The 22,871-nt window shown below is 59.2% G+C and carries 21 protein-coding genes, 1 other RNA gene and 1 riboswitch; of the genes, 1 reads left to right on the top strand and 21 read right to left on the bottom strand.

The features are described 5' to 3' along the window. Positions 1–2: 2 nt before the first annotated feature. Both thiM and DMP05_RS00810 read right to left on the bottom strand, forming a co-directional pair. Positions 3–878: a hydroxyethylthiazole kinase gene (gene thiM / locus DMP05_RS00815; protein WP_123218727.1), complete on the bottom strand. Its 876-nt coding sequence runs from the start codon at positions 876–878 to the stop codon at positions 3–5. Beyond that, positions 869–978: riboswitch (TPP riboswitch) on the bottom strand. Its footprint overlaps the gene before it by 10 nt. A gap of 61 nt (positions 979–1,039) precedes the next feature. Next, a complete protein-coding gene (locus tag DMP05_RS00810) occupies positions 1,040–1,693 on the bottom strand; it encodes a thiamine diphosphokinase (protein ID WP_161957430.1) in 654 nt (217 codons plus the stop codon). A gap of 108 nt (positions 1,694–1,801) precedes the next feature. Between DMP05_RS00810 and rnpB the strand changes: the two genes are divergently transcribed. Beyond that, positions 1,802–2,160, top strand: an RNA gene (rnpB, locus tag DMP05_RS00805) — RNase P RNA component class A. 222 nt (positions 2,161–2,382) lie between these two features. Here the strand turns inward: rnpB and DMP05_RS00800 are convergent. The 19 genes from DMP05_RS00800 to DMP05_RS00710 all read right to left on the bottom strand — a co-directional run bounded on the left by DMP05_RS00800 (position 2,383) and on the right by DMP05_RS00710 (position 22,624). Next, entirely contained in the window at positions 2,383–3,300 is a 918-nt protein-coding gene (locus tag DMP05_RS00800; protein ID WP_123218725.1) for a DivIVA domain-containing protein, read from the bottom strand. A gap of 114 nt (positions 3,301–3,414) precedes the next feature. Then, positions 3,415–3,675 carry a YggT family protein gene (locus DMP05_RS00795; RefSeq protein WP_114615982.1) on the bottom strand — a complete coding sequence of 87 codons (261 nt, stop codon included), beginning with the start codon at positions 3,673–3,675 and terminating at the stop codon, positions 3,415–3,417. Beyond that, complete coding sequence (locus DMP05_RS00790) at positions 3,676–4,449, bottom strand: cell division protein SepF (RefSeq protein ID WP_123218724.1); 774 nt, start codon at positions 4,447–4,449, stop codon at positions 3,676–3,678. 27 nt (positions 4,450–4,476) lie between these two features. Beyond that, positions 4,477–5,172, bottom strand: coding sequence for a YggS family pyridoxal phosphate-dependent enzyme (locus DMP05_RS00785; protein WP_123218723.1), 696 nt, complete (start codon positions 5,170–5,172; stop codon positions 4,477–4,479). Between the two features lie 14 nt (positions 5,173–5,186). Then, entirely contained in the window at positions 5,187–6,038 is an 852-nt protein-coding gene (locus tag DMP05_RS00780; RefSeq protein WP_244594983.1) for a purine nucleoside phosphorylase YfiH/LACC1 family protein, read from the bottom strand. 17 nt (positions 6,039–6,055) lie between these two features. Continuing rightward, entirely contained in the window at positions 6,056–7,231 is a 1,176-nt protein-coding gene (gene ftsZ / locus DMP05_RS00775; RefSeq protein ID WP_114616023.1) for a cell division protein FtsZ, read from the bottom strand. A gap of 300 nt (positions 7,232–7,531) precedes the next feature. Further along, a complete protein-coding gene (locus DMP05_RS00770) occupies positions 7,532–8,515 on the bottom strand; it encodes a cell division protein FtsQ/DivIB (protein WP_123218722.1) in 984 nt (327 codons plus the stop codon). Beyond that, positions 8,502–9,413 (bottom strand): UDP-N-acetylmuramate dehydrogenase, encoded by a 912-nt coding sequence (gene murB, locus DMP05_RS00765; protein ID WP_123218721.1) that lies wholly within the window; start codon positions 9,411–9,413, stop codon positions 8,502–8,504. Before murB ends, DMP05_RS00770 begins: the two co-directional genes overlap by 14 nt. Before the next feature lie 7 nt (positions 9,414–9,420). Next, the gene (murC, locus tag DMP05_RS00760; protein WP_123218720.1) at positions 9,421–10,812 is read right to left on the bottom strand and encodes a UDP-N-acetylmuramate--L-alanine ligase; all 1,392 of its coding nucleotides are present in this window, start codon (positions 10,810–10,812) and stop codon (positions 9,421–9,423) included. Positions 10,813–10,875: 63 nt separating this feature from the next. After that, positions 10,876–11,985: an undecaprenyldiphospho-muramoylpentapeptide beta-N-acetylglucosaminyltransferase gene (murG, locus tag DMP05_RS00755; RefSeq protein WP_123218719.1), complete on the bottom strand. Its 1,110-nt coding sequence runs from the start codon at positions 11,983–11,985 to the stop codon at positions 10,876–10,878. Continuing rightward, positions 11,982–13,403, bottom strand: coding sequence for a putative lipid II flippase FtsW (gene ftsW, locus DMP05_RS00750; RefSeq protein WP_244594982.1), 1,422 nt, complete (start codon positions 13,401–13,403; stop codon positions 11,982–11,984). Before ftsW ends, murG begins: the two co-directional genes overlap by 4 nt. 85 nt (positions 13,404–13,488) lie before the next feature. Further along, positions 13,489–14,949: a UDP-N-acetylmuramoyl-L-alanine--D-glutamate ligase gene (murD, locus tag DMP05_RS00745; protein ID WP_123218718.1), complete on the bottom strand. Its 1,461-nt coding sequence runs from the start codon at positions 14,947–14,949 to the stop codon at positions 13,489–13,491. A gap of 24 nt (positions 14,950–14,973) precedes the next feature. Beyond that, positions 14,974–16,041: a phospho-N-acetylmuramoyl-pentapeptide-transferase gene (gene mraY, locus DMP05_RS00740; protein WP_114615975.1), complete on the bottom strand. Its 1,068-nt coding sequence runs from the start codon at positions 16,039–16,041 to the stop codon at positions 14,974–14,976. Next, complete coding sequence (locus tag DMP05_RS00735; protein ID WP_123218717.1) at positions 16,041–17,510, bottom strand: UDP-N-acetylmuramoyl-tripeptide--D-alanyl-D-alanine ligase; 1,470 nt, start codon at positions 17,508–17,510, stop codon at positions 16,041–16,043. Before DMP05_RS00735 ends, mraY begins: the two co-directional genes overlap by 1 nt. Before the next feature lie 56 nt (positions 17,511–17,566). Next, entirely contained in the window at positions 17,567–19,171 is a 1,605-nt protein-coding gene (locus DMP05_RS00730; RefSeq protein WP_123218782.1) for a peptidoglycan D,D-transpeptidase FtsI family protein, read from the bottom strand. Positions 19,172–19,270: 99 nt separating this feature from the next. Further along, positions 19,271–19,756, bottom strand: a complete 486-nt coding sequence (locus DMP05_RS00725; protein ID WP_114615973.1) for a cell division protein FtsL — start codon at positions 19,754–19,756, stop codon at positions 19,271–19,273. A 68-nt stretch (positions 19,757–19,824) separates the two neighbouring features. After that, the gene (gene rsmH / locus DMP05_RS00720) at positions 19,825–20,823 is read right to left on the bottom strand and encodes a 16S rRNA (cytosine(1402)-N(4))-methyltransferase RsmH (protein WP_123218716.1); all 999 of its coding nucleotides are present in this window, start codon (positions 20,821–20,823) and stop codon (positions 19,825–19,827) included. Continuing rightward, positions 20,804–21,238, bottom strand: coding sequence for a division/cell wall cluster transcriptional repressor MraZ (locus tag DMP05_RS00715; protein WP_114615971.1), 435 nt, complete (start codon positions 21,236–21,238; stop codon positions 20,804–20,806). The genes rsmH and DMP05_RS00715 overlap by 20 nt, the downstream gene beginning before the upstream one ends. Before the next feature lie 438 nt (positions 21,239–21,676). Beyond that, positions 21,677–22,624 (bottom strand): site-specific tyrosine recombinase, encoded by a 948-nt coding sequence (locus DMP05_RS00710; protein WP_123218781.1) that lies wholly within the window; start codon positions 22,622–22,624, stop codon positions 21,677–21,679. Positions 22,625–22,871: the final 247 nt, after the last annotated feature.

Raw genomic sequence — 22,871 nt, 5'->3', positions numbered from 1 at the left:
GGTTAACGAACCTCTTCAACCAAAGCGGCCTTGGCCAAATCGTCGCCCTCAAGCAGCGACAGGGCATCCATGAGATAGGTGTGGAAGCTTCCCGTGCCGTCGCCTTCCTTCATGCGCGCCTGTGCAGCCTGGCCGGCAGCGCCCATGTGCACCACCGCGGCAAGGGCGGCTTCAACGGCGTTGCCGTTCGCGCGCGCCATATATGCGCCGGTGATGGCGGAAAGCATGCAGCCCGAACCCGTGATGCGACCCTGGAACGCGGACCCATTGCGAACGGCAAATGCACGATTCGCATCGGCGACGATGTCGATGGGGCCGGTGATAGCAACGGCGCAGTTGGCCTTCGCGGCGAAATCGCGAGCGAAAGCAGCCGCCTCGGCGATATCTTCCTCGCTCATCACGGCGTCGGCCGGGTTCACATCGACGCCTTGCGTGGCGGCAGCCTGGCCGGCAAGAGCCTTCACTTCGCTCATATTGCCGCGCACCAAGGCGACGGGCAGCGAGTCAAGCAGCTCACCTGCGGTTTTCGTGCGCAGCGCCGAAGCTCCCGCGCCTACCGGGTCAAGAACAATGGCGTGCTCGAGTTCGGCGGCTCGGGCACCCGCAGCCTTCATGCCGGCGATGGTCTGCATATTGAGCGTGCCAATATTCAGCACGAGCGCGTTGCAAATGGACGTGATGTCAACAACATCGGCAGGCTCGTCGCTCATGATAGGGCTTGCGCCCACGGCGAGCACGGCGTTCGCGCAGCTCTCCACGGTCACGTAATTCGTGATGCAGTGGACGAGCGGGGTCGTCGCGCGCACATCATCGGCAAACGCCTTGATGGATTCGGTGATTTCAGATGCAGTTTGATATGTGGAATTGTTCGCAGTCATGCGATGCTCCCTTCGTTGGCATTACCCATATCAGGTTCGGTGGGTCGGAGCCAAGAAGCCCCCTCTCAGCCCGCTTCGGCGAGCTCCCCGTTATGTCGAAGTGAATTATACGGCGCACGCGGCGAAAGGAGCACAAAAATCCGCAAACGGCAGCGCCGCGTTTAGCCGATGCGAATGTCGCTCAAGGGCATTCGCGGCAAAACGACCACGACAGCGCCCCGCTCAAGAGAAATCGACACAGGCTTGCCCACGAATTCATTGGAAAGGCCAAGCGTCACGTCGTTTCGAAGCGTCGCGTTCTCAACTTCATACAGTGGGCCGCGCTCCGTAAGGCCGCACGAGGCGTCGGGCGCAGAAAAGACCGAGAACGTGCCCGCGTCCTTTGCGGCAATCTCAAGCGACATGCCGCCTGCGAGCGCGACCACGACATTGCCCTCTCCTACCGCGACGGCATGCATGCCCGCGCGCGCCGCGCCCACCAAGGCCGAAAGCGTTGCAAGCGTGTGATCGAGCCTTCCTCCAAGTGCGCCATACACCGCAACCTCGCGCATGCCATGCGCGAGCGCCCACTCGAGCGCAAGCGCGGTATCGCTGTCATCCTTCATAACGGGATGCCTCTCAATAGGAACGCCCTGCGGAACATGCCCCAACGAATCAAAATCGCCCAGGGCGAAATCGGGCGTTACGCCAATCGCGCAAAGCGAGGAAAAACCACCGTCGACCGCAATCGCCTTATCGAAATGTTCGGCAGAAAAATGGTCGGCATCAAAGGACGCGGCACCGACAAGCGCACATGAAAAACGATTCTCTGGCATATCTTCCCTTCTAACCCGGTTCATGATCCGCGGCTTTTGCTCAAGATTGTAGCAACACCGTGCAGAATGCACGACATACGGCGCAGGCAATGATACAATAGCCGACGCTATGCGGGCTGGACGGTCGCGGTGGCCTTGCGCCAACGAGGAAAGTCCGGGCTTCTTGAGGCAGGATGCCGGCTAACGGCCGGGCGGGGAAACCCGATGGAAAGTGCTGAAGAAACTTAAACTCCCACTGGCGCCTTCGGGCGTTAAGAGAAAAGCTGAGAAGGTGCGGTAAGAGCGCACCAGCACGTCAGTAATGGCGTGGCTTGGTAAACCCCATCCGAAGCAAGGGCGAATAGGCATGCGATACGGTTGAGCCTCTCCGTGCATGCGGGTAGCCTGCTTGAGGCGTGTGGTAACGCACGTCCTAGATAAATGGCCGTCTTCAACGACAGAACCCGGCTCATAGGCCCGCTAAGGCATTGCAAAACGAAAGCCCGCTCACGCGGGCTTTCGTCGTTTATCGAGGCGCAACGCTTTCGCGCCAAGCATCAACGAAAAGAACCCCTCGCGCATGGCAGTTCAGACGAAGCCTGAGCAACGCGTACTTCAGCACGCGAATCAAAGGCTGAGCCAAAAATGCAGCACCAAGGGTTCTTGCAGCATCGCATTATCTCGCCGCCCGAAAGGGCGGCAAAGCCGAACTAGTCGATATCGCCCAAATCAAAGGCCTCGGCAGCATCGCCGAAACCAGAAAGGTCTTTCTCGACGCTCGGAGCCGGAGCGGGAGCAGTGCTCTGCGCCGGAATAACCGCGGCGGTTGCGGGAGCAGCGGTCACAGCGGGCGTCACAGGGGCCGATTCAACAGCGCCTGCGGCGGGAGCGACATAGCTCGGAGCAACGGCGCCCGTGGCGCCGAACATGGGCTTGTGAACCGGGGCCTGAGCGGGGCTTGCGAAACGGCCATGGGAGCGCTTCTTGCCCTCCTTCTTGGCGAGTTCGTCCTCGATATCGTCAAGCTTGGCATTCGCATCGTCGATGAAGCTCTTCAGGGCCTCGGAATACGCCTCGCACGTCTTCTTATGGGAACGGTCGAGCTCTTCGATGGCGGTTTCAATCTTGGCCTTCTCGGCGTTCGCGCGGTCGACGATGTCGCTCGCCTCGATTTCAGCGTCGTTGTGGATGCGCTTCGCTTCGGCGCGGGCAGCATCGAGCACTTCCTGGGCGGAACGCTGGGCGGTCACGAGCGCATTGGCAATGGCGGAAGCGTCGGTTTCCTTTTCGGAAAGCTGCTTCTCGAGCTCGGCGATGCGAGCGTCTTTTTCATCGCCAGAAAGCACCGAAGTCGTATCGGCGGCTTCCTCTTTGACTGCCTCGGGCTCGGGTTCGGGCATCGCGGGCTCGGCGAAAGCGGCGTCCATATCCATAGGTTCGTCATCATCGAAGCCCATCTGGTTATTATTGAGCTCGTCAATGCGAGCGAGAAGCTCTTCGATCTGGGCATTCAAGCCGTCAATCTCGGCTGCGACATGCTCGAGGAACACATCGACCTCGTCAACGTCGTAACCCTTGCGATCAACCGTGAAACTCTGGTTGTGGATGTCTTCGGAAGTGATGGCCATGCCTACTCCAATCTCATTCGGTATATACCCCGGAAACCCAGGGCGGCCTGCGATATGAATCGCACAGCCTGCAGGACGCCTTGCGCCCCAATGAACATATTCGCGCCGCTGCGGCTAAAGAATGCCGACAATCAAGCGCACCAAGAATTGTAATACAAGCAGGGCAAAGATAGGCGTTACGTCCACCATGCCCCCAATCGGCGGGATGAATTTACGGAAAAGGTTCAGATACGGATCGCAAACCTTCCCCAACACCGTTTCGATATCGGCCAGAATGCCGCTTCTGTTCGGAATCCAACTCATGAGCACATACACGAGCAGAATCGTCGTGTACGCGTCGGCGAGCTTCACGATGAAAAGCTGCAGGGCATACATCTACATCAACCCTTGGGCTTTGAGACGAGACGCCTCGGCATCGCTCAAGCCCGCGCCGCGCGTGATAACGAACACGTGGCCCGAAACGCATTCGACCTGAGCCTCGAAGGCGCATGCCACACCAAAGCTGAAGTCGAGAATGCGCTTGCCGAGCGCTTCGGGGGTGTTGCGCAGCGAGACAACAGCGACATCGCCGCTCTTGAGCACCTTGGCGATGCGTTCGGCATCGTCATACGACTCAGGCTTGACGATGGTCACGATACGCGCCGGACGCTGCACCACGCGGCCTTCGCCAGAAGGCGATGCAGGCGCAGGAATCGCTCCCGTGGTTTGCGCATAAGCGCCCGTGGAGCTCGCGGCAGCCTGGGGCGCCGACGCGGCCGGCCGAGCGGCAGACGAGGGCTCAAACAGCGAATTCACGCCAGGAGAGCGATGCGAATCTTCACGAAGCGCGCCGAAATCGCGGTTCGGACGCGTTGCCTGCGACGCATCGGCGGTCTCGGGGGCTTCGCTCGGCGTGTATTGGATATTGGCGCGCACGTCGTCAGACGTGACGAGCTTGGGCAACGACGCCGTGAAGCTCGAAGAAGGCGAGTCGTTCTCCACCACGTAATCAGCGGAATCGTCGAAGCCGTATTCGCCATAATCGCCATAATCGACGGCGTCATCGCGAGAATCGCGAGCGCGCGAGGAGCGCGAGCCCGCCTGGCCCGAAGCCTCGCCAATACCCAGCCGATCTTTCAGTTCATCAAATTTAGGAATCTTGAAATCCATTGCGTGTCCACCTATCAATCAAGCGGGCTAACCCGCATAGTCGGCACTGAATATGGCTCGACCGATGCGAACCATGGTAGCCCCCTCGCCAATACCTTCGGAATAATCGTTGCTCATCCCCATTGAAAGTTCATGGAGCTCCATATCGATGCCACGTGCCGCAAGGTCGCTTTGCGCCGCATCGCGCAGCTCGCGCAGGCGCTTAAACGTTGCACGCGCAACCGAGGCGTCGCCGATGGGAGCCATTATCATAAGGCCTTTCACGCGCACATGCTTCAAGGCGGCGCAATGCGTAAGCATAGCGATAAGATTTTCGTCGGCCACGCCCTGCTTGTTCGACTCGCCGTCGTTGACTTCGATAAGCACGTCCTGCACAATGCCCACCGCGGCAGCCAGTCGATCGATTTTATCGGCGTGGCTTTCCTGGTATAAAGAATGGATGAGGCATGCGCGCCCCACCACCTTCTCGAGCTGGCGAGATTGGATATTGCCAATAAAATGCCAGTTCTCGCTCGGAAACGCGTCGTGCTTGCGAACGAGCTCATCGGGGCGGTTTTCCCCGAAATCGTGAATGCCCGCCTCAATTGCCTCAGCAACCGCATCAAGCCCAACGGTCTTCGACACGCCAATGACGCGCACGTCACTCCGGGCGCGACCCGCAGCCGCGCACGCCTCCTCAACAGATTCTTCGACAGATTCCCAACGTTGTTCCAACGTAGTCATAAGAAAGCTTCTTCCTATCCAAGAATACGAGCCGCAAACGCGCCATGGCGACCGCACGTGCCGCCCGAGGCGCGATACGAATAAAAACGCTCACCGGCATCGCACACCGTGCACATATCGACGTCGGCAATGCGCTCAGGCGCAACACCCATGCTCGCAAAGCCGCAGCGAAGCGCAGCGCCCATATCGACATGGCGCTCATCGATCAAGCTTGCCTCGCCGAACGAATCGAAAAACTGCTTGGCGACTTCTTCGCCGACCTCGAAATGGCACGCATGGATATAAGGGCCGATATATACGTTGAAGCGTTCGGGGTCATCGCCCGTAAGCTCGCAAAGCGTCGAAAGCGCCGTCGCCCAGGCGCCATACACGACCCCGCGCCATCCGCAATGCGCCACGGCGAACTTGCCGGAAGGCGCCACGATGATAACAGGCGTGCAATCGGCGAAGCACAGCAAGGCCGCGACATCATCGCAGCCCACGGCGACCGCGTCGCTGCCTTCGGCCGCAAACTCTCGCGTCTCGGCGATATCGCCAGCGTTTTCGCACACGGCGACATCGGCGCCATGCACCTGGTTGGGCACAATAAGCCTCGTCGGATCGATGCCGAACGCCTCGCAGACCCTGCGGCGATTCTCACGCACGCTTTCGGGATTATCGTTGACATGAAGGCCCAGGTTCAACGAATCGTACGGCGGCTCACTCACGCCGCCCGAACGCTCGGTAAACGCGATGCGTACGCCGCATGCTTCGAACAGGGCCTCATCGGTAAATGCGGTCAGGTTAGAAAAACGACCCTCGACAAGCCGCGGGAGCGGCAAATCGAGGGTCGCTTCAAGCCCTGACGCGTTGGTCATACCCGTCATGGCACATCGCTTCCGTTTTATCGACGACGAAGGAAATCGGGAATGTATTCCTCGTCGGCGACGCGCGTAGATGCAGCATTCATCGAAGATGCGGCAGGCGACGCTGCGTGGGTTTGGTTGGATGTATAGGTGTCGCGGCCAAAAGCGCCAACCGTGGAGCTCGATGCGGGAGCCGAAGCAGCCTGAGTTGCCGCAAACAGGTCGTTGCGAGCGGAATCGAAGTCCATCGCGGCCTGCGACTGGCGCGCAAAGCCCGTAGCAATAACGGTAATGCGAATCTGGTCGCCCAAGGTATCGTCGATGATCTGGCCGTAGATGATATTGGCGTCTTCGTCGACAACGGCTTCCATAGCGCGCGCTGCAGCGTCGACTTCGGCGAGCGTAAGGTCGCTGCCACCAGCAATGGAGAACAGAACGCGGCTTGCGCCCTGGATGGAAGCCTCGAGCAGGTTGGAGTTGATGGCCTGCGTCGCGGCGTCGAGGGCGCGATTCTCGCCCGTGCCAAAGCCAATGCCCATCATGGCCGTGCCGGCGTCCTTCATGACAGTGCGGATGTCAGCGAAGTCGAGGTTGATCAAGCCAGGAATGGTAATGAGGTCGGTAACGCCCTGGATGCCCTGACGAAGCGTATCGTCGGCAATGCGGAACGCATCGAGCGCAGAAGTCTTCTTGTCGATGACCTCGAGCAGGCGGTCGTTCGGGATAACAATGAGAGTGTCGACCTTCTGGGAAAGCAGATCGCAGCCCTGCTCGGCCTGATTGCGACGAACACGGCCTTCGAAGCCGAACGGCTTGGTGACAATGCCAACCGTGAGCGCGCCAATTTCCTCGCGGGCGATTTCGGCAACCACGGGAGCTGCGCCCGTGCCCGTGCCGCCGCCTTCGCCAGCGGTCACGAAGACCATGTCGGCCTCAGCCAGCGCCTCGCGAATCTCAGAGCGAGATTCCTCGGCAGCCTGGCAGCCGATTTCAGGATTTGCGCCAGCGCCCAAACCGCGCGTCAACTCTTCGCCGATATGAATAGTTTTATCGGCCTGCGACATAAGCAGCGCCTGCTTGTCGGTGTTGACGGCGATGAACTCAACGCCTTTCAGGCCAGCTTCAACCATGCGGTTGACGGCGTTGGTGCCACCACCACCGACGCCAACGACCTTAATGACGGCCAGATGCTCTGAACCAACAGTTTTCGCCATGTTTCCTCCAACATGCTGCATTTACGGCTGCGTTTAATCCGCGCCCGCCACGGCAGGCACATAAAATCAATTCTCACTACGAGAAACTATAACACGCTTACTTTACACAAACGAGCGAGCATTTCAAGGACGGTACCGCCCACAGGAAACGAGCTTCCGTCGAATCACCACGGAAATGAGGGGCAGGCGACAAAAATAGCCGTCATATGACGGCTATTTCAGGGTCTCTCGCCCACCTCGATCGGGCTCTCACCCACGCAAACCCCATGCGGCGAGAAATACGAGCGCATCGATGCGGGCTTATGCCGTCCTCCATGTGGGCGACTTCACCACGCGAACGTTGATGTAGCTCACCTCGCCTGGATGGTCGGCAAGAATTTGCTTGATGACGCGTTCCTTATCGCGCACATCGCTCGCCGCGCCAAACGCGATTTCGACATTCGAGTCGAGCGTGAGCGTCGTGTTCTCGGTCGACGTCGCCGAAACCTGCTTCACCTGATCTTTCAAGTCGGTCGAAAGGCTCGTTACCACGTCGAGCGCGTTTTTCACGCTTTCATCGGTGCACACTTTGCCGACTTCGGGCTTCACGCCATACGTCACATCGGTAATGACGAATACGTTCTCGGCATCTTCATAGATCTTCGGCGAAATATTCTGCGCCGCTTCGGAATCTTTATCGGGAATGCGGCACAACCATATTCCGTCAGTCGAAAGCGCCCATGTTTCGGTCGACTTGCCATCGTCGACCCCAATCTCGACCGTAGCGCCGATCGTACGTTCGGTCACGGCCAAATTGAGCGTGTTCGGGAACACACGCTGCACATGCACGTTTTCAACCCATGCATCACGCATGATATTGCTTTCGATGGTCGCGGTATCGACACGCAGAAGCGTGGTATCGCTCGGCACATTGGCGAGCTGGGCCATTTCGCTTGCCGTAAGATGCTCGACACCGGAAACCGTCACCTGCTGAACCGCGAAAAGATTCGACCAGTATGCGCCCGCGAACACGCCAGCAAGCACGGCGATGGCAACGAGCACAGCGACGACTTTCGCCTGGTAGTTTTTATACGACGCCTGGGCACGCGCACGATGGACCGACCCCTTGGCACTCGCGGCATCAAGATCGCCGAGCTTAACCGTGGAAACGCGCGGGGCGGCCGAACCAAGTGTCCGGCGATTCGACGCACGATACGTCGGCGTGGTGTCGCGGCGCACGGGAGCCTGCCCCGAGCGAGCGCGCGGAGCTTGACGCGTGTTGCGGTTGTTCCTATTCGAAGCCAAGGAAGCGCACCTCCGGCACAAGTTCTACACCATAGCGCTCAGCAACCGCATCCGAGGCGGCATGGATGAGCGACAATACCTCGACGGCTTTCGCGCCGCCCTTGTTCACAATAAAATTCGCATGGCGCTCCGAAATTTGGGCGCCTCCGCACAGGGCTCCTTTAAGCCCCACGTTTTCAATCAGGCGGCCAACAGATTCGCCTTCGGGGTTGCGGAAAACGCTTCCGCACGAAGGCAAGCCCAAAGGCTGCGTGATGCGCCTGCGCTCCTGCGATTTCTGCATAGCGCGACGAATCTCTTGCTCGCTGCCTTCAGTCGTCGCAACTTCGCATTCAAGCACGACCTCATCGAAGGGAATGGATGTTTCGCGATAGTTCCACTCAATATCCCGCGCGGCATATCGGCGAAGGCCCTCCCCCGGCCGCAGCGTGGTGACCGAGACGATACGCGGGCCCAAGAACTCTCGGCGCGTGCCGGCGTTCATGCGAACGGCACCGCCCACCGTGCCCGGAATGCCCACGGCGAATTCCAGGCCCGAACGACCAAGGGATGTGGCCTCTCGAACAGCCTGCGAAAGCCGCAGCCCCGCCCCGAACGTGAACACGCCTGACTCGGCGTCGAATGCGCACTTCGCAAAACCAGCGCCCAAGGTAATAACCGCGCCGTTAAAACCAGCATCGTAAACGAGTAAATTGGAACCTTTGCCGAACATCGTCCAAGGAATGCCGAGCTTGCGGCATGCATCGCACGCAAAAGTGAGCGAACGAAGGTCGTCCGCCTCGATAAAGAAGGCCGCGGGGCCGCCGATTCGTATGGTGGTATGTCGGCTCAGCGGCTCGTTTTCGAGCACAAAGCCCGAAAATTCGTCGCCTAAAAGCCGCGCAAGGCTCCGCATCATGATGATGCTAAGCCTCTTCGCGGGAAAGCTCAGCGAGAATCTTCTTGCCGAACGTCGTCACATCACCTGCACCCATGGTGATGAGCAGGTCGCCCTCTTTCAGATTCGAGGCGACCAGCGCCGGCGTCGCTTCCTTGCTCGGCTCGTATGTCACATCGGCAACGTGGCCATTCTGCTTCACGGCGTTGGCGATAAGGCGGCCATCGACGCCTTCGATAGGATCCTCTCCCGCCGCGTATACATCCATGAGCACGAGCTCATCGGCATCATTGAACGCTTCGCCGAACTCGCTCGCGAGCGACTCGGTGCGAGAGTAGCGATGGGGCTGGAACAGCACGACCACGCGCTTGAAATCGAGCGCGGCAGCGGCAGCCAGGGTTGCCTTGATCTCGGTGGGGTGATGGGCGTAATCGTCAACAACGGTCACGCCGCATGCCTCGCCCACCAAATCGAAACGACGACGGACGCCCTGGAAATTCGAAAGAGACGCAGCAGCGGCAGCGGCGTCTTCGCCAAGCGCCCACAAGACAGAAATCACGCCTGCGGCATTGAGCGCGTTATGGATGCCAGGGTTGCACTTCAATTCGACATCGACCACAGTACCATCGGCGAACGAGAGCGTGAACAGCGAGCCCACGCCATGCGTGCGGTAGTTCGAAATACGCGTGTCGCAGCCCTCGCCGAAGCCATAGGCAACCACGCGACGGCCGCTCTTCTTAGCGAGTTCCACGAGCTTGGGATCCTCGCCACACACGACAACGGCGCCTTCCTCGGGCACCGATTGCATGAACTGCAGAAACGTCGCACGAATCTCCTCGATGCCGCCCGTGTAATGGTCCAAGTGGTCGGCTTCGACATTGGTGACGAGCGCGACATAGGGAGACAGGTTCAAGAACGACCCGTCGCTCTCATCGGCCTCGACAACGTAATATTCGCCCTTGCCTGAAACGGCATTGGTGTGATACGCGTCCACAATGCCGCCCACAACGAACGTGGGCTCAAGGCCCAATGCGTCGGTCGCGGTGGCGAGCATCGATGACGTCGTGGTTTTGCCATGGGTGCCACAGGCCGCAAGCGTTTTCTTACCGCGACCAAGCTCGGCAAGCATGTGGGCGCGGTGCCAAACGGCAATGCCCAACTCGCGCGCGCGGACAAGCTCAGGATTGGTTTCGGGGATGGCGGTAGAAATAACCACGGCATCGATGTCGTCGGTCACATGCTTGGCATCGTGGCCGATGAAAATAGGAATGCCGGCGGCAACCAGGTCGTCGGTATAGCGCGACGACTTCATGTCGGAGCCGCTCACACGCATGCCCGCATCAGCCGCAACGCGAGCGATGCCGCTCATGCCCACGCCGCCAACGCCGATAAAATGCACGCGTTTGCAATTATCCGTCATTTGTTTATGCCTCCTCGAACCGAACGAGCGCATAAGCGCCCCGTATTTCAGCAATCGGTTATTCTATCGCAGCGCGCCACGCATCGCCGCATCAACCACAACATCAGCCAATTTCGCTGCGGCGTTTTCGGTCTCGAACGTTGCGGCGGCAGCGCGCATGCGATTGCGCAAATCCGCGTCGGTCACCAGGGCGAGCACCTTGTTCGCGAATTCTTCGCTATCGAGCTCGGAATCGGCCATCATTTCCGCCGCGCCGCGCTCAACATACGCGCGAGCGTTGGTGGTTTGGTGGTCTTCGGCCGCATAGGGAAACGGCACGAGCAAAGCAGGCAACCCCAGCGCCGAAATCTCGGCGAGAGACGTGGCGCCTGCGCGCGAAATCGTGCAGTCGGCCGCACGCAGGGTTTCGGCCATGCGATCCTGATACGGCATCACGGTCCAGCGAGAAGCCTCTTCATCGGTCAAAGCGAGCTCTGCGCACGTCGCCTCGTATTCCTTCGGCCCCGTGATATGCACCACATACAATCCGTCAATCGCGAGCAGCTGCTTTTTGAGCGACGAGATAGCGGCATTGATGTGGCGCGCGCCCAGGCTGCCGCCGAAAACGAGCAGCATCGTGGCATCTTGCGGAATGCCCAGCATTTCCCTGCCCTGCTCGCGCGTAGCGGAAAGCACCGAAGAACGCACCGGATTGCCCGTGACGATGAGCTTGGATGCGTCGGCGATGTCTTTGCCAGCAACCTCATAGGTAAGCGCGACGGCAGCGGCCTTCTTGCCCAAGAATTTATTCGCCATGCCCATGACGGAATTCTGTTCATGCACAACCACCGGCACGTTCAGCTGCTCGGCCGCCATGCCCACCGGAATGGACACATATCCCCCAAAGCCGACAACGGCATCGGGTCGAACTTCGCACATCCACGCCTTCGCCTTGCGGGCCGAGCGCAAAATTTTCAGCGAAGAGGTGACGAGCGTATGGGGACGCTCGCGATCGAACCCCGAAGCCTCGAAAGCCACGAACGGAATATCGGTTTGGCCGACCAAGCGCGCCTCAACACCCTGCGGCGTGCCAGCGAAAAACACTTCGTGGTCGCATTCTTGCAAAATCTCAGCCAGCGCAAGAGCGGGGTTGATGTGGCCGGCCGTTCCGCCGCCCGTAAGAACGAATTTCATCGTGAGTTCCTTCCGCTGCCGCGACGATTGGCGCCGCGCTCCATTCCAGAATCATGGCGTCGCGACGCCCGCGAGCCCAAAGAAGCATTTCCCTCTGGGCGAGACGAGCCTCGCGAAGCGTTTCTCGATGCGCCGCCGCTCGGAGCCATAAGGCCGCCAAACGGGTCGCCATGAGAGTGCCTCGAACGAGCCGAGGCATCGACGACGGGCGCCGATTCAGACGAAGAGAAGCGCGAACGCGCTGGCGGTTCGTCTTCCACGCGAATATAGTTCAGGTTCGCGCGGCGTCGCTCGGCGCTCGCGCGATGCGGCGTAAGCGCTTCCTCGCCCGCCACGCGCGAAACCGACATGATGATACCCACCATCAAAAGCGACGCCACAACCGACGATCCGCCTGACGAAATGAACGGCAGGGGCTTGCCCGTCGTGGGGAACAATCCCGTAGCGCAGGCCATATTCAAAAACGCCTGGCCCACAAGCATGCAGGTAAGGCCGCCGGCAATCATCGTACCGAAGTCGTCGGCGGCGCGCTTGGCAATAAGCAAACCGCACACGAGCACCGCCACAAAAAGCGCGATGACGAACAGCGCACCAATAAGGCCGAGCTCCTCGCCGATAATCGAGAAAATGAAGTCGGTTTCAGCCTCGGGCAAATATAAGAACTTCTCGCGAGAATTGCCCAAGCCAACGCCCAGAATGCCGCCTTCGGAAAACGCGAAGAACGAGCGAATCATCTGGTAGCCCGTGTCGTACTGGTCGCTCCATGGGTCAAGCCATACCGAAACGCGGTCGGCGCGATATCCTGCGATGCCGAATACGCCGCCCACCACGACAGCTATGCCGAGCACAGCGACGAAACGCCCAGGAAGCCCGCCGAGCCACATAACCACGAAGGCGCCCACAAGAATGACGACGGCAGAACCCATGTCCGACTGCGTTTTGTACAAAAAGAGAAGCGGGAGCAAGACGAGCACAAAAGCGGCAATGAGCGCCTGCTTCGTATCGCGAATCTGATCGCGATATTCAAGAAGCACCTTCGCCGCAGCCACCACAAGCATGATTTTGGCGAATTCCGTCGGCTGCACGCTGAAACCACCGATATAAATCCAACGCGTGGCGCCAAGAATATTCGTGCCAATAACAGGAACGGCCAAAAGCAGAGCGGCGCATATGCCCCAAAACACCCAAAAGTAGGGGCCGCCCTGCAACGATCGGTAATCGCGCGTATACACGAACAGAGCCAGAGCAGAGCCGAACACGGCGAATATCGCCTGCTTCACAACGTACGAGGTAGCAGACTCGCCATTGTGGATCGCCTCAACCGTCGATGCCGAAAACACCATGACGATGCCGACGAGCACAAGCAGGACAACCGCGACCAGAAGGCCCAAACGCGGCATCATGATGTCGGCGGGCACACTGCCCCGTGCGCCGCCTCTTCTATTCAATTCAGGGAAGCCGGCAGACGAGCCGGCACGCGTCGCTCGAGCCACTGGCTACAACCTAGCGGGCATTGCTGGCACGAAACGCAACGAGCTGTTTGAAGACTTTGCCGCGGTGCTCGAACGAGTCGAACTCGTCAAACGACGAACAGGCAGGAGAAAGCACGACCTCATCGCCGGGCTGAGCCATGGAAATCGCCGTATCGAGCGCGTCTTCCATATGCTCGACGCGAACATGTTTCACGCCCGCATTCGCGAACGCATCGAAGAAGCGCTCGCCCGCCGCGCCAAAGCACACCACGGCCTTGCATTTCGCGTCGCACGCCTCAACGAGCTCGTCAAGGTCGGTTCCCTTGTCGTTGCCGCCGAGCAAGAAAATGGCGGTATGAGGAGCAAACGCCGAAAGCGCCTTCAGCGTGGCGTCCACGTTGGTCGCCTTGGAATCATTCACGAACTTCACGCCGCCGATTTCGCCGCACGGCTCCAGGCGATGCTCGAGCGGCTTAAAGGACACGAGGCCCTCGCGCACCCAAGCGGCGTCAACGCCGCACGCAAGCGCGGCCGCAGCCGCCGCGAGCGCGTTGGACACGTTATGCTCGCCCTTAATCAGAAGATCGCCTTCGCCCACGAGCTCCACTTCTTCGCCCTTGAAATCGACGCGCAGCATATCGCCATCGAGGAATGCGGCGTTTTCAGACCCACAAGCCTCCTTCATGGAATGGTCGATGCCCGCAGCGCACCCTACGGGAATGTAGTCGAAAGCTCGCTTGGGGTCGTTCTTGAATTCTTTCACGCAGTCACGCGTCACATCGCACACGGCGTCGATGACGAGCGTGCCCTGATTCTTGCCCAGGTTCGCATACACCTGCTTTTTCGCCTCGGCATACGCCTCAAACGTCATGTGCCAATACAAATGATCGGGCGTGATGTTGAGCAGCACAGCAACCTCGGGCGCAAACGCCTGGCAGCTCGCCAGCTGGAACGAGCTCGCCTCGCACACATACACGTCGGCCTCGCCGTTGCCCACGGCCTCGATGCACGTATTGCCGATGTTGCCCACGGCGGCAACGCGCTCGCCGGCGCACTTCAAAATATGCGTGATAAGCGACGTCGTGGTAGTTTTGCCATTGGTTCCCGTCACGGCAACCCAACGACTATCTGCAGGGCTCTCGCGCCAAGCGAATTCCACCTCGGAAATAACCTCAGTCGAAGCCGCCTTCGCATTTTCGTAAAAACGAGAGAACTGGGAAATGCCCGGGCTCACGATGCACACGTCATAGGCGTCTTTGAACGTATACATATCAAACACCACATGCGCGCCAAGCGCCTCGCAGCGCGCGGCGAACTCGAGCGCGGCATCGTTTTTCTCGCCAGCCGCGATGGTCACGCTCTTCACGCGGCCGCCGAGCAAATTCAGGCAATACGACGCAGCAGCCTTGCCGCTTTTGCCCAAACCCAGAATAAGCACGTCGCCCCAGCACGTTGGCGCGGCCTTGGTTCCTTCGATGATAGAAGCGCCCATGACACTATCCCTTTCCATCGGCGTTTAAGCGACCATGCCCATGACGATGGGCTGAATGAAGAACAGCACGAAGCCGAAACCGGCAAGCGCGCCCGAAACGATCCAGAATCGAATGACGACCTTCGTTTCGCTCCAACCCTTCTTCTCGAAGTGGTGGTGCAAAGGCGCCATAAGGAACAAGCGCTTTTTCGTACGCTTGTAATGCACGACCTGCAGAATAACCGAGCACGCCTCAGCAACGAACAGACCGCCGATGATGAGCGAGAACACTTCGGTTTTCGTAATGATGGCGATGCAGGCAAGCGCCGAGCCCAGCGCGAGCGACCCCGTGTCGCCCATGAAAATGTCGGCCGGATACGCGTTGAACCACAAAAAGCCCACGCATGCGCCCGCCATGGTGGCGGCGAACACGGCCATAGGAAGCATATTCTCGCGATACGCGATAGCGGCCATGACGATCATGACGACCATGACCGTTCCGGCGGCCAAACCATCGAGGCCATCGGTCAAATTCACCGCATTGGACATGCCGATGATGAGCAAATAGCAGAACACGAGGTACAACCAGGGGATATCAAGCGAGCCATCGGGGCAGATGGGGCACGGAATAGACGTGGTGAGCACGCCGAAATTCCACGGCTGCAAAAACGGGATTTGCACGGTGGGGGCAATGCCGAGCCAATTGACGACATAAAGCGTGAACAGCGTGGCGATGGCGAACTGGCCGATGAGCTTGCCTTTAGGCGTCAAGCCCAAGGAGCGCTCATGGATAACCTTTTCGGCATCGTCAAACAGACCCAAAGCCGCGGTGCACAACGTCGCAAGAAGCGCCGCGACGAAGCCCCACGAAGGAGGCACCACCAAAAGCACGGTAATCACAATGGCGATGAGCATAATGACGCCGCCCATGGTAGGCGTGCCTTGCTTCACCAAATGGCTTTGCGGGCCGTCGGCGCGCACCTGCTGACCAATATGCGTGCGGGTGAGGAGGCGAATCCAGGCCGGCATGAGCGCCATGGTCAAAGCCGTGGCGACGATGAAGCCCAGAAACACCAGAAACGACGGGTATGCGGAAAACAGCGAGCTCAGCATTATTCGATGATCCCTTCAACGACTCGATCAAGGCCCATATAGTGCGAGGCTTTCACCAATACGGCGTCGCCTTCGGAAATGGTTTTCGAAACGTAGGCGAGCGCCTCGTCGGCGTCGTTCACGCACACGATATGCTCACGCGGCATGCCAGCCTCTTCGGCGGCGCGGGCCATGCCCCGCGACAGGTCGCCCGTGCACACGAGCACATCGATGCCCACCTCGGCCGCGACGCGACCGGCCTTCGCGTGGCCCTCGACGCTCGATACGCCGAGTTCGCCCATATCGCCGAGCACGGCAATGCGACGGCCCGCGGTCTCATACGACGCAAGCGTGGCAAGAGCGGCGCACATCGATTCGGGAGCGGCATTGTAGGCGTCGTTGAACACCACGGCTCCGCACTTCGCGCGCACTAGTTCAGCGCGGCCCGATTCGGGCTGCGCTTGGGCAAGGGCTGTTGCGACTTCGGAAAACTCCATGCCCGCCGCTATGCATACCGCTGCGGCACCACATGCGTTCGAAACGTTTTGCGCGCCGCGCAAAGAAAGCGCCACCTGCTCGCGACAACGCTCGCCGCCCACAAGCGCGCCACGCGCGCACAATTCGAATCGCGGACGGCCTTCGGGGTCAATCGTGACATTTTCGGCCCACACGGCGCTGTCGGCAGCCCATGCGCCCAAAGAGGCATCGGGCTCGCCGAGCGCGGAAAACGCGCATACATTCACGCCGCGCTCGACAAGGCGCGCATGCTCGGCCATAAACGCCGATTTATCGCAGCCGGCATTCAAAAACGCCCAGCCGCCCTCGGGCAGCGCATCGAGCAGCTCCGCTTTCGCGAGCGCGATGTTGTCACGCGTTTTCAGATATTCCAAATGGGATGTGCCCACGATGGACACGACGCCCAAGCTCGGCTTCGCCATGGCGGCGAGGTGCGCGATTTGGCCCGGGCGATCCATGCCCATCTCAACAACGAGCATCTGGGTCGACGCGGGCGCCGTGAGCACCGTATAGGGGGCACCGAGCTCGTTGTTGAAGTTGCCCTTCGTCGCCCAGGTTTCGTATTTCGTAGAGAGGATGTCGCGCACGAGGCCTTTGGTGGTGGTCTTCCCCACCGAGCCGGTGACGCCAATCACCGTGGCGCAAAGCGTTGCACGCCATGCGGCGGCGATTTCGGCAATCGCTTCCGCCGTATCGGCAACCTTGAGCACGCAAGCGCCGGCAGCATGGGCCACCTCAAGCGCAGCATCGTCAAGCTCACGCGTGCACAGCACTGCCACGGCGCCCGCCTCGATCGCGGAAACCGCAAAGGCGTGACCATCGACGCGCTCGCCAACGATGGCCGCGTACACGAAGCCCGGCTTCACCTCACGAGAGTCCCACGTAAGGCCCAAGACCGCACCATCGCGGCTCTCGGGCTCCACGAGCACACGAGCATCGCATGCCTCAATTACACGTCCTATTTCGAGTTCCATTCAATCCACCTCAACGGAATCGCTTAATCAGGCAAAACGCCGCACGAAGGCGGCGTTTACTTCTGCGCGATTTTATATCGGCTACTTGCTTCGGTCATTATATCTTTAAACACCTCGCACGTATTTCGATCGTAAGGCACATGGTTCACACCGACAAAACACACCAGATTCGAAGTCGCGTTTGGCAGGAAACCAACAAAGTCGAGGTTGTACATGTCCTTCACGTAGGAGCCCGTATCGTCGGCGTATTCCGCCGTACCGGTTTTGCCCGCCGTCGTATAGCCTTCGACAGCAGCCGTTTTGCCCGTGCCGTTTTCCACAACGCCTACCAGCATGTCGGTAAGCGGCGCGATGGCATCGGTGTTGTCAATGATCTGCTCGCTATTCCACGTGACCTCCTCTCCCGAAGAGGGCTTCGAGATAAGGAAATGCGGCGTATGGGCAACGCCCGCGCCACTCGCGATGGCCCCATAAAAGCGCGTGATCATAAGAGGGCTCAGCGAAATGCCCTGGCCGAACGTTACGTTGTATGACTGAATGAGCGACCACGTGCTCACGTTGGTCAAATAGCCTTCAGCTTCGCCGGGATAGTCTACGCCCGTAGCATCATTGAGGCCGTATTTGCGAATCTTGTCATACAAGCCGTTGAAGCCCAGATGCTGTTGCACGAGAAGTGACGTGCCGACGTTCGACGATTGCGCGAGCACCTCGGCTGCGGTCATCGTAGTTGCAGCGCGTTCGTGGGCGTCAGAGATTTTGTACTCGTCCGCCTCAAGATACACCGGGCAGTCCACCGTAGTTTGGGCGGTAATGTCGCCCGCCTCAAGCATCGCGCAGAATGACGCGGTCTTGAAAATGGAGCCCGGCTCGAACTGCGTGGTAATAGCTTTCACCGACGTAGCGCCCTCTTCGATGTTGCTGCGGTCGGAGGGGTCCAAATAAGGCGTTGAGGCGATGGCGATAATGTCGCCCGAATCGGCGTCGTAAAGCACGGCTGAACCGTCTTCACCGCCAATGTCGCTCACGCCCTTCGCAAGGCGCTCTTCGACATATTGCTGCATGTCGATATCGATAGAAAGAATGATGTCTTGGCCATCTTTGGCGGGCTCGTCAACTTCGGTGCCGCCTGGAATAGGCATGCCGTATGCGCCCTGCTGCAGCACGAGCTTGCCCGGCTCGCCTTTCAAAATGCTGTCGTAATACAATTCAAGACCGGTTTGGCCGTTGCCGTCGACATCGACCAAACCAAGAATTTGGCCCGCGATGCTGCCATACGGATACACGCGCTTCATGTCGTCAAGGAAATAAATGCCATCGAGGCCGAGGGCTTGTACCTCTTCGCCTTTATCTTGGTCGACCTTGCGCTTCACGTATGCGAACGTGGTGTTTTCAGTCGAAAGGGCGCCTTCGTAGATAGATGCGTCGCCGCCAAGCACGCCGGCAAGCTTCTCGGCCGTGCTTTTCACGTCGGTGATTTCTTTCGGATTGCAATAGATGGTCGTCGCCTGCACGTCAGAGGCGAGCACTTTGCCATTACGGTCGTAGATCGTGCCGCGGCGAGGCGAGAGCTCAACCGACACCGTGCGCGAATTGGCAGCCTGGGTGCTGTAATCGTCGGCAAGAATAATCTGAAGCTGGACAAGACGTCCTACGAGCAACAAAAGGACGATTCCAAAAAAAACCAGGAGCACCCTAAAGCGATTTGAGCCGAAGGAATATTTCGGCGCCTGACGGCGCGCGTCGCGAGACACGAAGCGCACCTAGCCTTGGCTTGCCATAGAAGACAAGCTTCCGGAAAGCGAGAGGTTGCCCGAAGCGTCGGTCGCAACGACGTCGGCGCCAAGCTCAATGCTTTCGGTAGCGGCAGGCGCCGCCATTCCGAGGCCCTCAGCCGCGGAGCGAATGTGCGTGGAGTTGGAAAGCTGGCTCTGCTGCACCTCAAGATCGTTGCCGAGCGTGCGCTCGTTGGCGATTTGCGTGGAAAGCTCATCGGTTGCAATAGTCGTGGTTACACTCGCCGCGGAAAGGAGCACACGAGCGCATGCGAAAATCGCGATAACGATTGCCACGGCGAATACAACGCCCACCACGCCAAAAATGCTCTCGGGCACACCGGCATGATTGACGCCATTGCGGCGTCCGGGCATGACATTGACATCGGGGTTGCCCTGCCTGCGCAAATCGGGCGCGGCAGAACCATGGACATAGGCCGGCTGGGAGGCGCGGTATGAATCGTATTGTCTCATGCCTGCCTCCTTTCTGTGTTTAAGCTGCGTTTACAGTCGGCGTATCGACCATCTAGGCACCAGAGCGCCTATCTGATCTTTTCCGCAACGCGCAGCTTGGCGCTGCGGGCGCGGGGGTTAACTTCAATTTCCGCCTCGGTGGGCAGAATGGGTTTGCGAGTAATCACTTTCAACGCGGGATTCGCGCCGCACACGCACACCGGAAAACCAGGAGGGCATGTGCATTTCTTCGAATGCTCGGCGAAAGCTTCCTTCACCGCCCTATCTTCCAGGGAGTGATAGCTGATGACCGCGATACGACCGCCGGGATTCAACCACCGAATGGCGGCATCAAGACCTCGACGGAGCACGGTAAGCTCGCCGTTCACTTCGATGCGAAGCGCCTGGAACGTTCGCTTGGCGGGATGCCCGCCAGCGCGACGCGCCGAAGCGGGAATGGCCGCTTTAATAATATCCACGAGTTCGCCCGTCGTTTCGATGGGATGGCTCTCGCGGCGCTCCACGATGAATTGCGCAATGCGACTCGCCCACTTCTCGTCGGAGTAGTCGCGAATGATCCGGGTGAGCTCTGCTGCGGATAAGGTGTTGACGAGCTCTGCTGCGGTTATGGTTTGTCTACCCGGGTCCATTCGCATGTCCAGCAAGGCGTCTTCCCTGAACGAGAAGCCACGCTGCGGGAGGTCGAGTTGCGGTGAGGAAACGCCAAGGTCGAATAGAATCGCATCGATTCCAGGGACCTGCGCTTCCACCAGCAATTCATCCAAGTCGCCGAAGTTTCCGCGAAGCAGCATGACCTCGCATGCATTTTCGGCGGAAGCCGAAGAGAGGCGCTTCTTGGCGGCAGCCAAGGCCATTTCGTCCTGGTCGATGCCGATAAGAAGGCCGCCCTCCCCAAGCCGTTTGGCGACTTCGGAAGAATGCCCTGCTCCGCCGAGCGTTGAATCCACGAACGTGTGCTGCGGTTTAAGGTTCAAGTGCTCGAGGCACTCGGCAAGCAGGACCGGTGTATGCCTGTATTGGTTTGTCGTTTCTTCCACGTCAGAACTCCTACGAATAGAGCAGGGCATCAAGATCGATGCTCGCCAGCAGGTTTTCACGACGCGTGGTATCCCAAATGTCGAAGTGGCTGCCAGCGCCAACCAGGGTGACTTCCTTGTCGATGCCCGCGCGCTCGCGCAAGCTCTGCGGCAAGGTGATGCGGCCCGCGGAGTCCATGGTCACCGGAGTCGCATTGCCACGAAGGATGCTATTCAGCAACATGTGCTCACGCTTGTTGGGGTCAAAGCCACCGCGTTTTTCAAACAAGGTGTCGATCCATACGTCGAAAGCCTCGTTGGTATACACCGACAGAAACTCGTTTCGCGCATCGGGAACAACGACCATTTGGGTTTCCTCGGTCAGAAGCTTGCGAATAGACGACGGCAAAGACAGACGCCCCTTGGCATCGAGCTTATGACGATATTCGCCATTGAGCCCAGCCATGGACACCTCCTTTGTTCGTTGTTATTCGCGCGTTTCGTAACCGGTGCCGCCATTTTATCCCACTTTGCCCCACTCCACAACAAATTCGCCCCCAATTCCTCCCCCATCGCCCCCTTCCTTCCCCTCCACTTCCACCCCCTTTTCCTCCACCGGCGCAGGACCTCAAAGCTATTTCGCGCAAAATAAAAAGCGGAGCACAACATCTTGTGCTCCGCTTTGCGCGAACGATGAAAAAAGTCAGTGGGAGAAAGTGGGAAAAATTTTTACCGGATGCACCCGAATTCCGAAAAAACGAGTGCGAATGTGACGAACATGTGGGCACAGAAGGCGCTTGAGGCCAAATCGAGGTCGAAGCGACTTGTGTAAGGAATGAAACAGCCACCATATATAGTGGCCGGCGAAAAGCGCTCTTTCCTCGTGACGCACCGCACGTTGGGGCTATGCGCGAGGATGTGCCAAAAGGTATTCCTCGCGAATGTGAGCGCGGCTGACATGCGTGTAGATTTGCGTGGTTGAAATATCGGAATGCCCAAGCATTTCTTGAATGGCGCGCAAGTCGGCGCCGCCCTCAAGCATATGGGTCGCGAAGCTATGGCGAAGCATATGCGGATGCAGATCGGCGATGCCCACCGCTTCACCCGCATGCGCCACAATGCGATGCACCGCCTGGCGCGTCATGCGCGCGCCTCGGGCATTCAGGAACACTGCCGGCGAGCCTTTGCCCTTCATGGAAAGCTCCGCACGAGAACCGCCGTATGCGTACGCTTTCAGCGCCGTCTCGGCCGTTCCCGAAATTGGCACGAAACGCTCGCGCGAGCCCTTGCCGAGCACGCGCACCACCCCGCCGTCGAAATCAATGCAGCCCATATCGAGGCCCACGAGTTCGCTTGCACGCAAACCGCAGCCATACAGAATCTCGAGCATCGCCTTGTCGCGCTGCGCTCGGGGGCCTTTGCCGAAAGGTTGGTCGAGCAACGCATTGATTTGATTGACGGAAAGCGCATCGGGCAAACGATCGGGCCTTTGGGGCAGAGAAATCGATTCTGCCGGGTTCGTTTGCACCAGCTCATCTGAAACAAGAAAGCGATGGAAGCCCTTCACCGCCGAAACGCGGCGGGAGATAGTCGACGCGGCATACCCCCGTTCGACCAAGTCGGACTCATAGGCGACGATATCGGCTCGCGATACGTCGCATGGCGCAAGCACGCCGCGGCCAAGAAGAAACGCGAAGTAATCGCGCAAATCAGACTCATACGCCGCAAGCGTGAGGCGAGACGACCCGCGCTCAACGCCCAAATGCGCCACATAGTCGCGGGCGTATTGAAGAAAGGGGCGCGCTGCCGCATCCGTGTCATCGAGACTATATATGAAAGATTCCTTTGGCATAGACAGAGTATACGGCAGATTCATCGGTCATAGCACAAGCCCATCGCCCGTCCAACCCCGCGAAAGACAAGGGGCCCATCAAAAATGCTGGCACACGCGCGGTTTGCGAAATCGTTCCGCGCACATCTCGGCCAAAACACCGCAACGGCGACTACGCAGGCGCGCATTTTGCCCGAACGTTTCCATGGGCCCGACGAACCCCATGCATGCAAAGAAAGCATCGACCCGAATCGATGCCTTCTGAGGC

Source organism: Slackia isoflavoniconvertens, from assembly GCF_003725955.1.
In the GTDB taxonomy this organism is placed as follows: domain Bacteria; phylum Actinomycetota; class Coriobacteriia; order Coriobacteriales; family Eggerthellaceae; genus Slackia; species Slackia isoflavoniconvertens.
Note: the sequence above shows the minus strand (reverse complement) of the source record. Positions and strands in the feature narration are given on the sequence as shown.

Excerpts from the sequence above, each read along its gene's own strand:
- thiM (WP_123218727.1), bottom strand. The coding sequence starts at position 878 with ATGACTGCGAACAATTCCACATATCAAACTGCATCTGAAATCACCGAA.
- DMP05_RS00810 (WP_161957430.1), bottom strand. The coding sequence starts at position 1,693 with ATGCCAGAGAATCGTTTTTCATGTGCGCTTGTCGGTGCCGCGTCCTTT.
- DMP05_RS00800 (WP_123218725.1), bottom strand. The coding sequence starts at position 3,300 with ATGGCCATCACTTCCGAAGACATCCACAACCAGAGTTTCACGGTTGAT.
- DMP05_RS00795 (WP_114615982.1), bottom strand. The coding sequence starts at position 3,675 with ATGTATGCCCTGCAGCTTTTCATCGTGAAGCTCGCCGACGCGTACACG.
- DMP05_RS00790 (WP_123218724.1), bottom strand. The coding sequence starts at position 4,449 with ATGGATTTCAAGATTCCTAAATTTGATGAACTGAAAGATCGGCTGGGT.
- DMP05_RS00785 (WP_123218723.1), bottom strand. The coding sequence starts at position 5,172 with ATGACTACGTTGGAACAACGTTGGGAATCTGTCGAAGAATCTGTTGAG.
- DMP05_RS00780 (WP_244594983.1), bottom strand. The coding sequence starts at position 6,038 with ATGACGGGTATGACCAACGCGTCAGGGCTTGAAGCGACCCTCGATTTG.
- ftsZ (WP_114616023.1), bottom strand. The coding sequence starts at position 7,231 with ATGGCGAAAACTGTTGGTTCAGAGCATCTGGCCGTCATTAAGGTCGTT.
- murB (WP_123218721.1), bottom strand. The coding sequence starts at position 9,413 with ATGATGCGGAGCCTTGCGCGGCTTTTAGGCGACGAATTTTCGGGCTTT.
- murC (WP_123218720.1), bottom strand. The coding sequence starts at position 10,812 with ATGACGGATAATTGCAAACGCGTGCATTTTATCGGCGTTGGCGGCGTG.
- murG (WP_123218719.1), bottom strand. The coding sequence starts at position 11,985 with ATGAAATTCGTTCTTACGGGCGGCGGAACGGCCGGCCACATCAACCCC.
- murD (WP_123218718.1), bottom strand. The coding sequence starts at position 14,949 with ATGGGCGCTTCTATCATCGAAGGAACCAAGGCCGCGCCAACGTGCTGG.
- mraY (WP_114615975.1), bottom strand. The coding sequence starts at position 16,041 with ATGCTGAGCTCGCTGTTTTCCGCATACCCGTCGTTTCTGGTGTTTCTG.
- DMP05_RS00735 (WP_123218717.1), bottom strand. The coding sequence starts at position 17,510 with ATGGAACTCGAAATAGGACGTGTAATTGAGGCATGCGATGCTCGTGTG.
- DMP05_RS00725 (WP_114615973.1), bottom strand. The coding sequence starts at position 19,756 with ATGAGACAATACGATTCATACCGCGCCTCCCAGCCGGCCTATGTCCAT.
- rsmH (WP_123218716.1), bottom strand. The coding sequence starts at position 20,823 with ATGCCCTGCTCTATTCGTAGGAGTTCTGACGTGGAAGAAACGACAAAC.
- DMP05_RS00715 (WP_114615971.1), bottom strand. The coding sequence starts at position 21,238 with ATGGCTGGGCTCAATGGCGAATATCGTCATAAGCTCGATGCCAAGGGG.
- DMP05_RS00710 (WP_123218781.1), bottom strand. The coding sequence starts at position 22,624 with ATGCCAAAGGAATCTTTCATATATAGTCTCGATGACACGGATGCGGCA.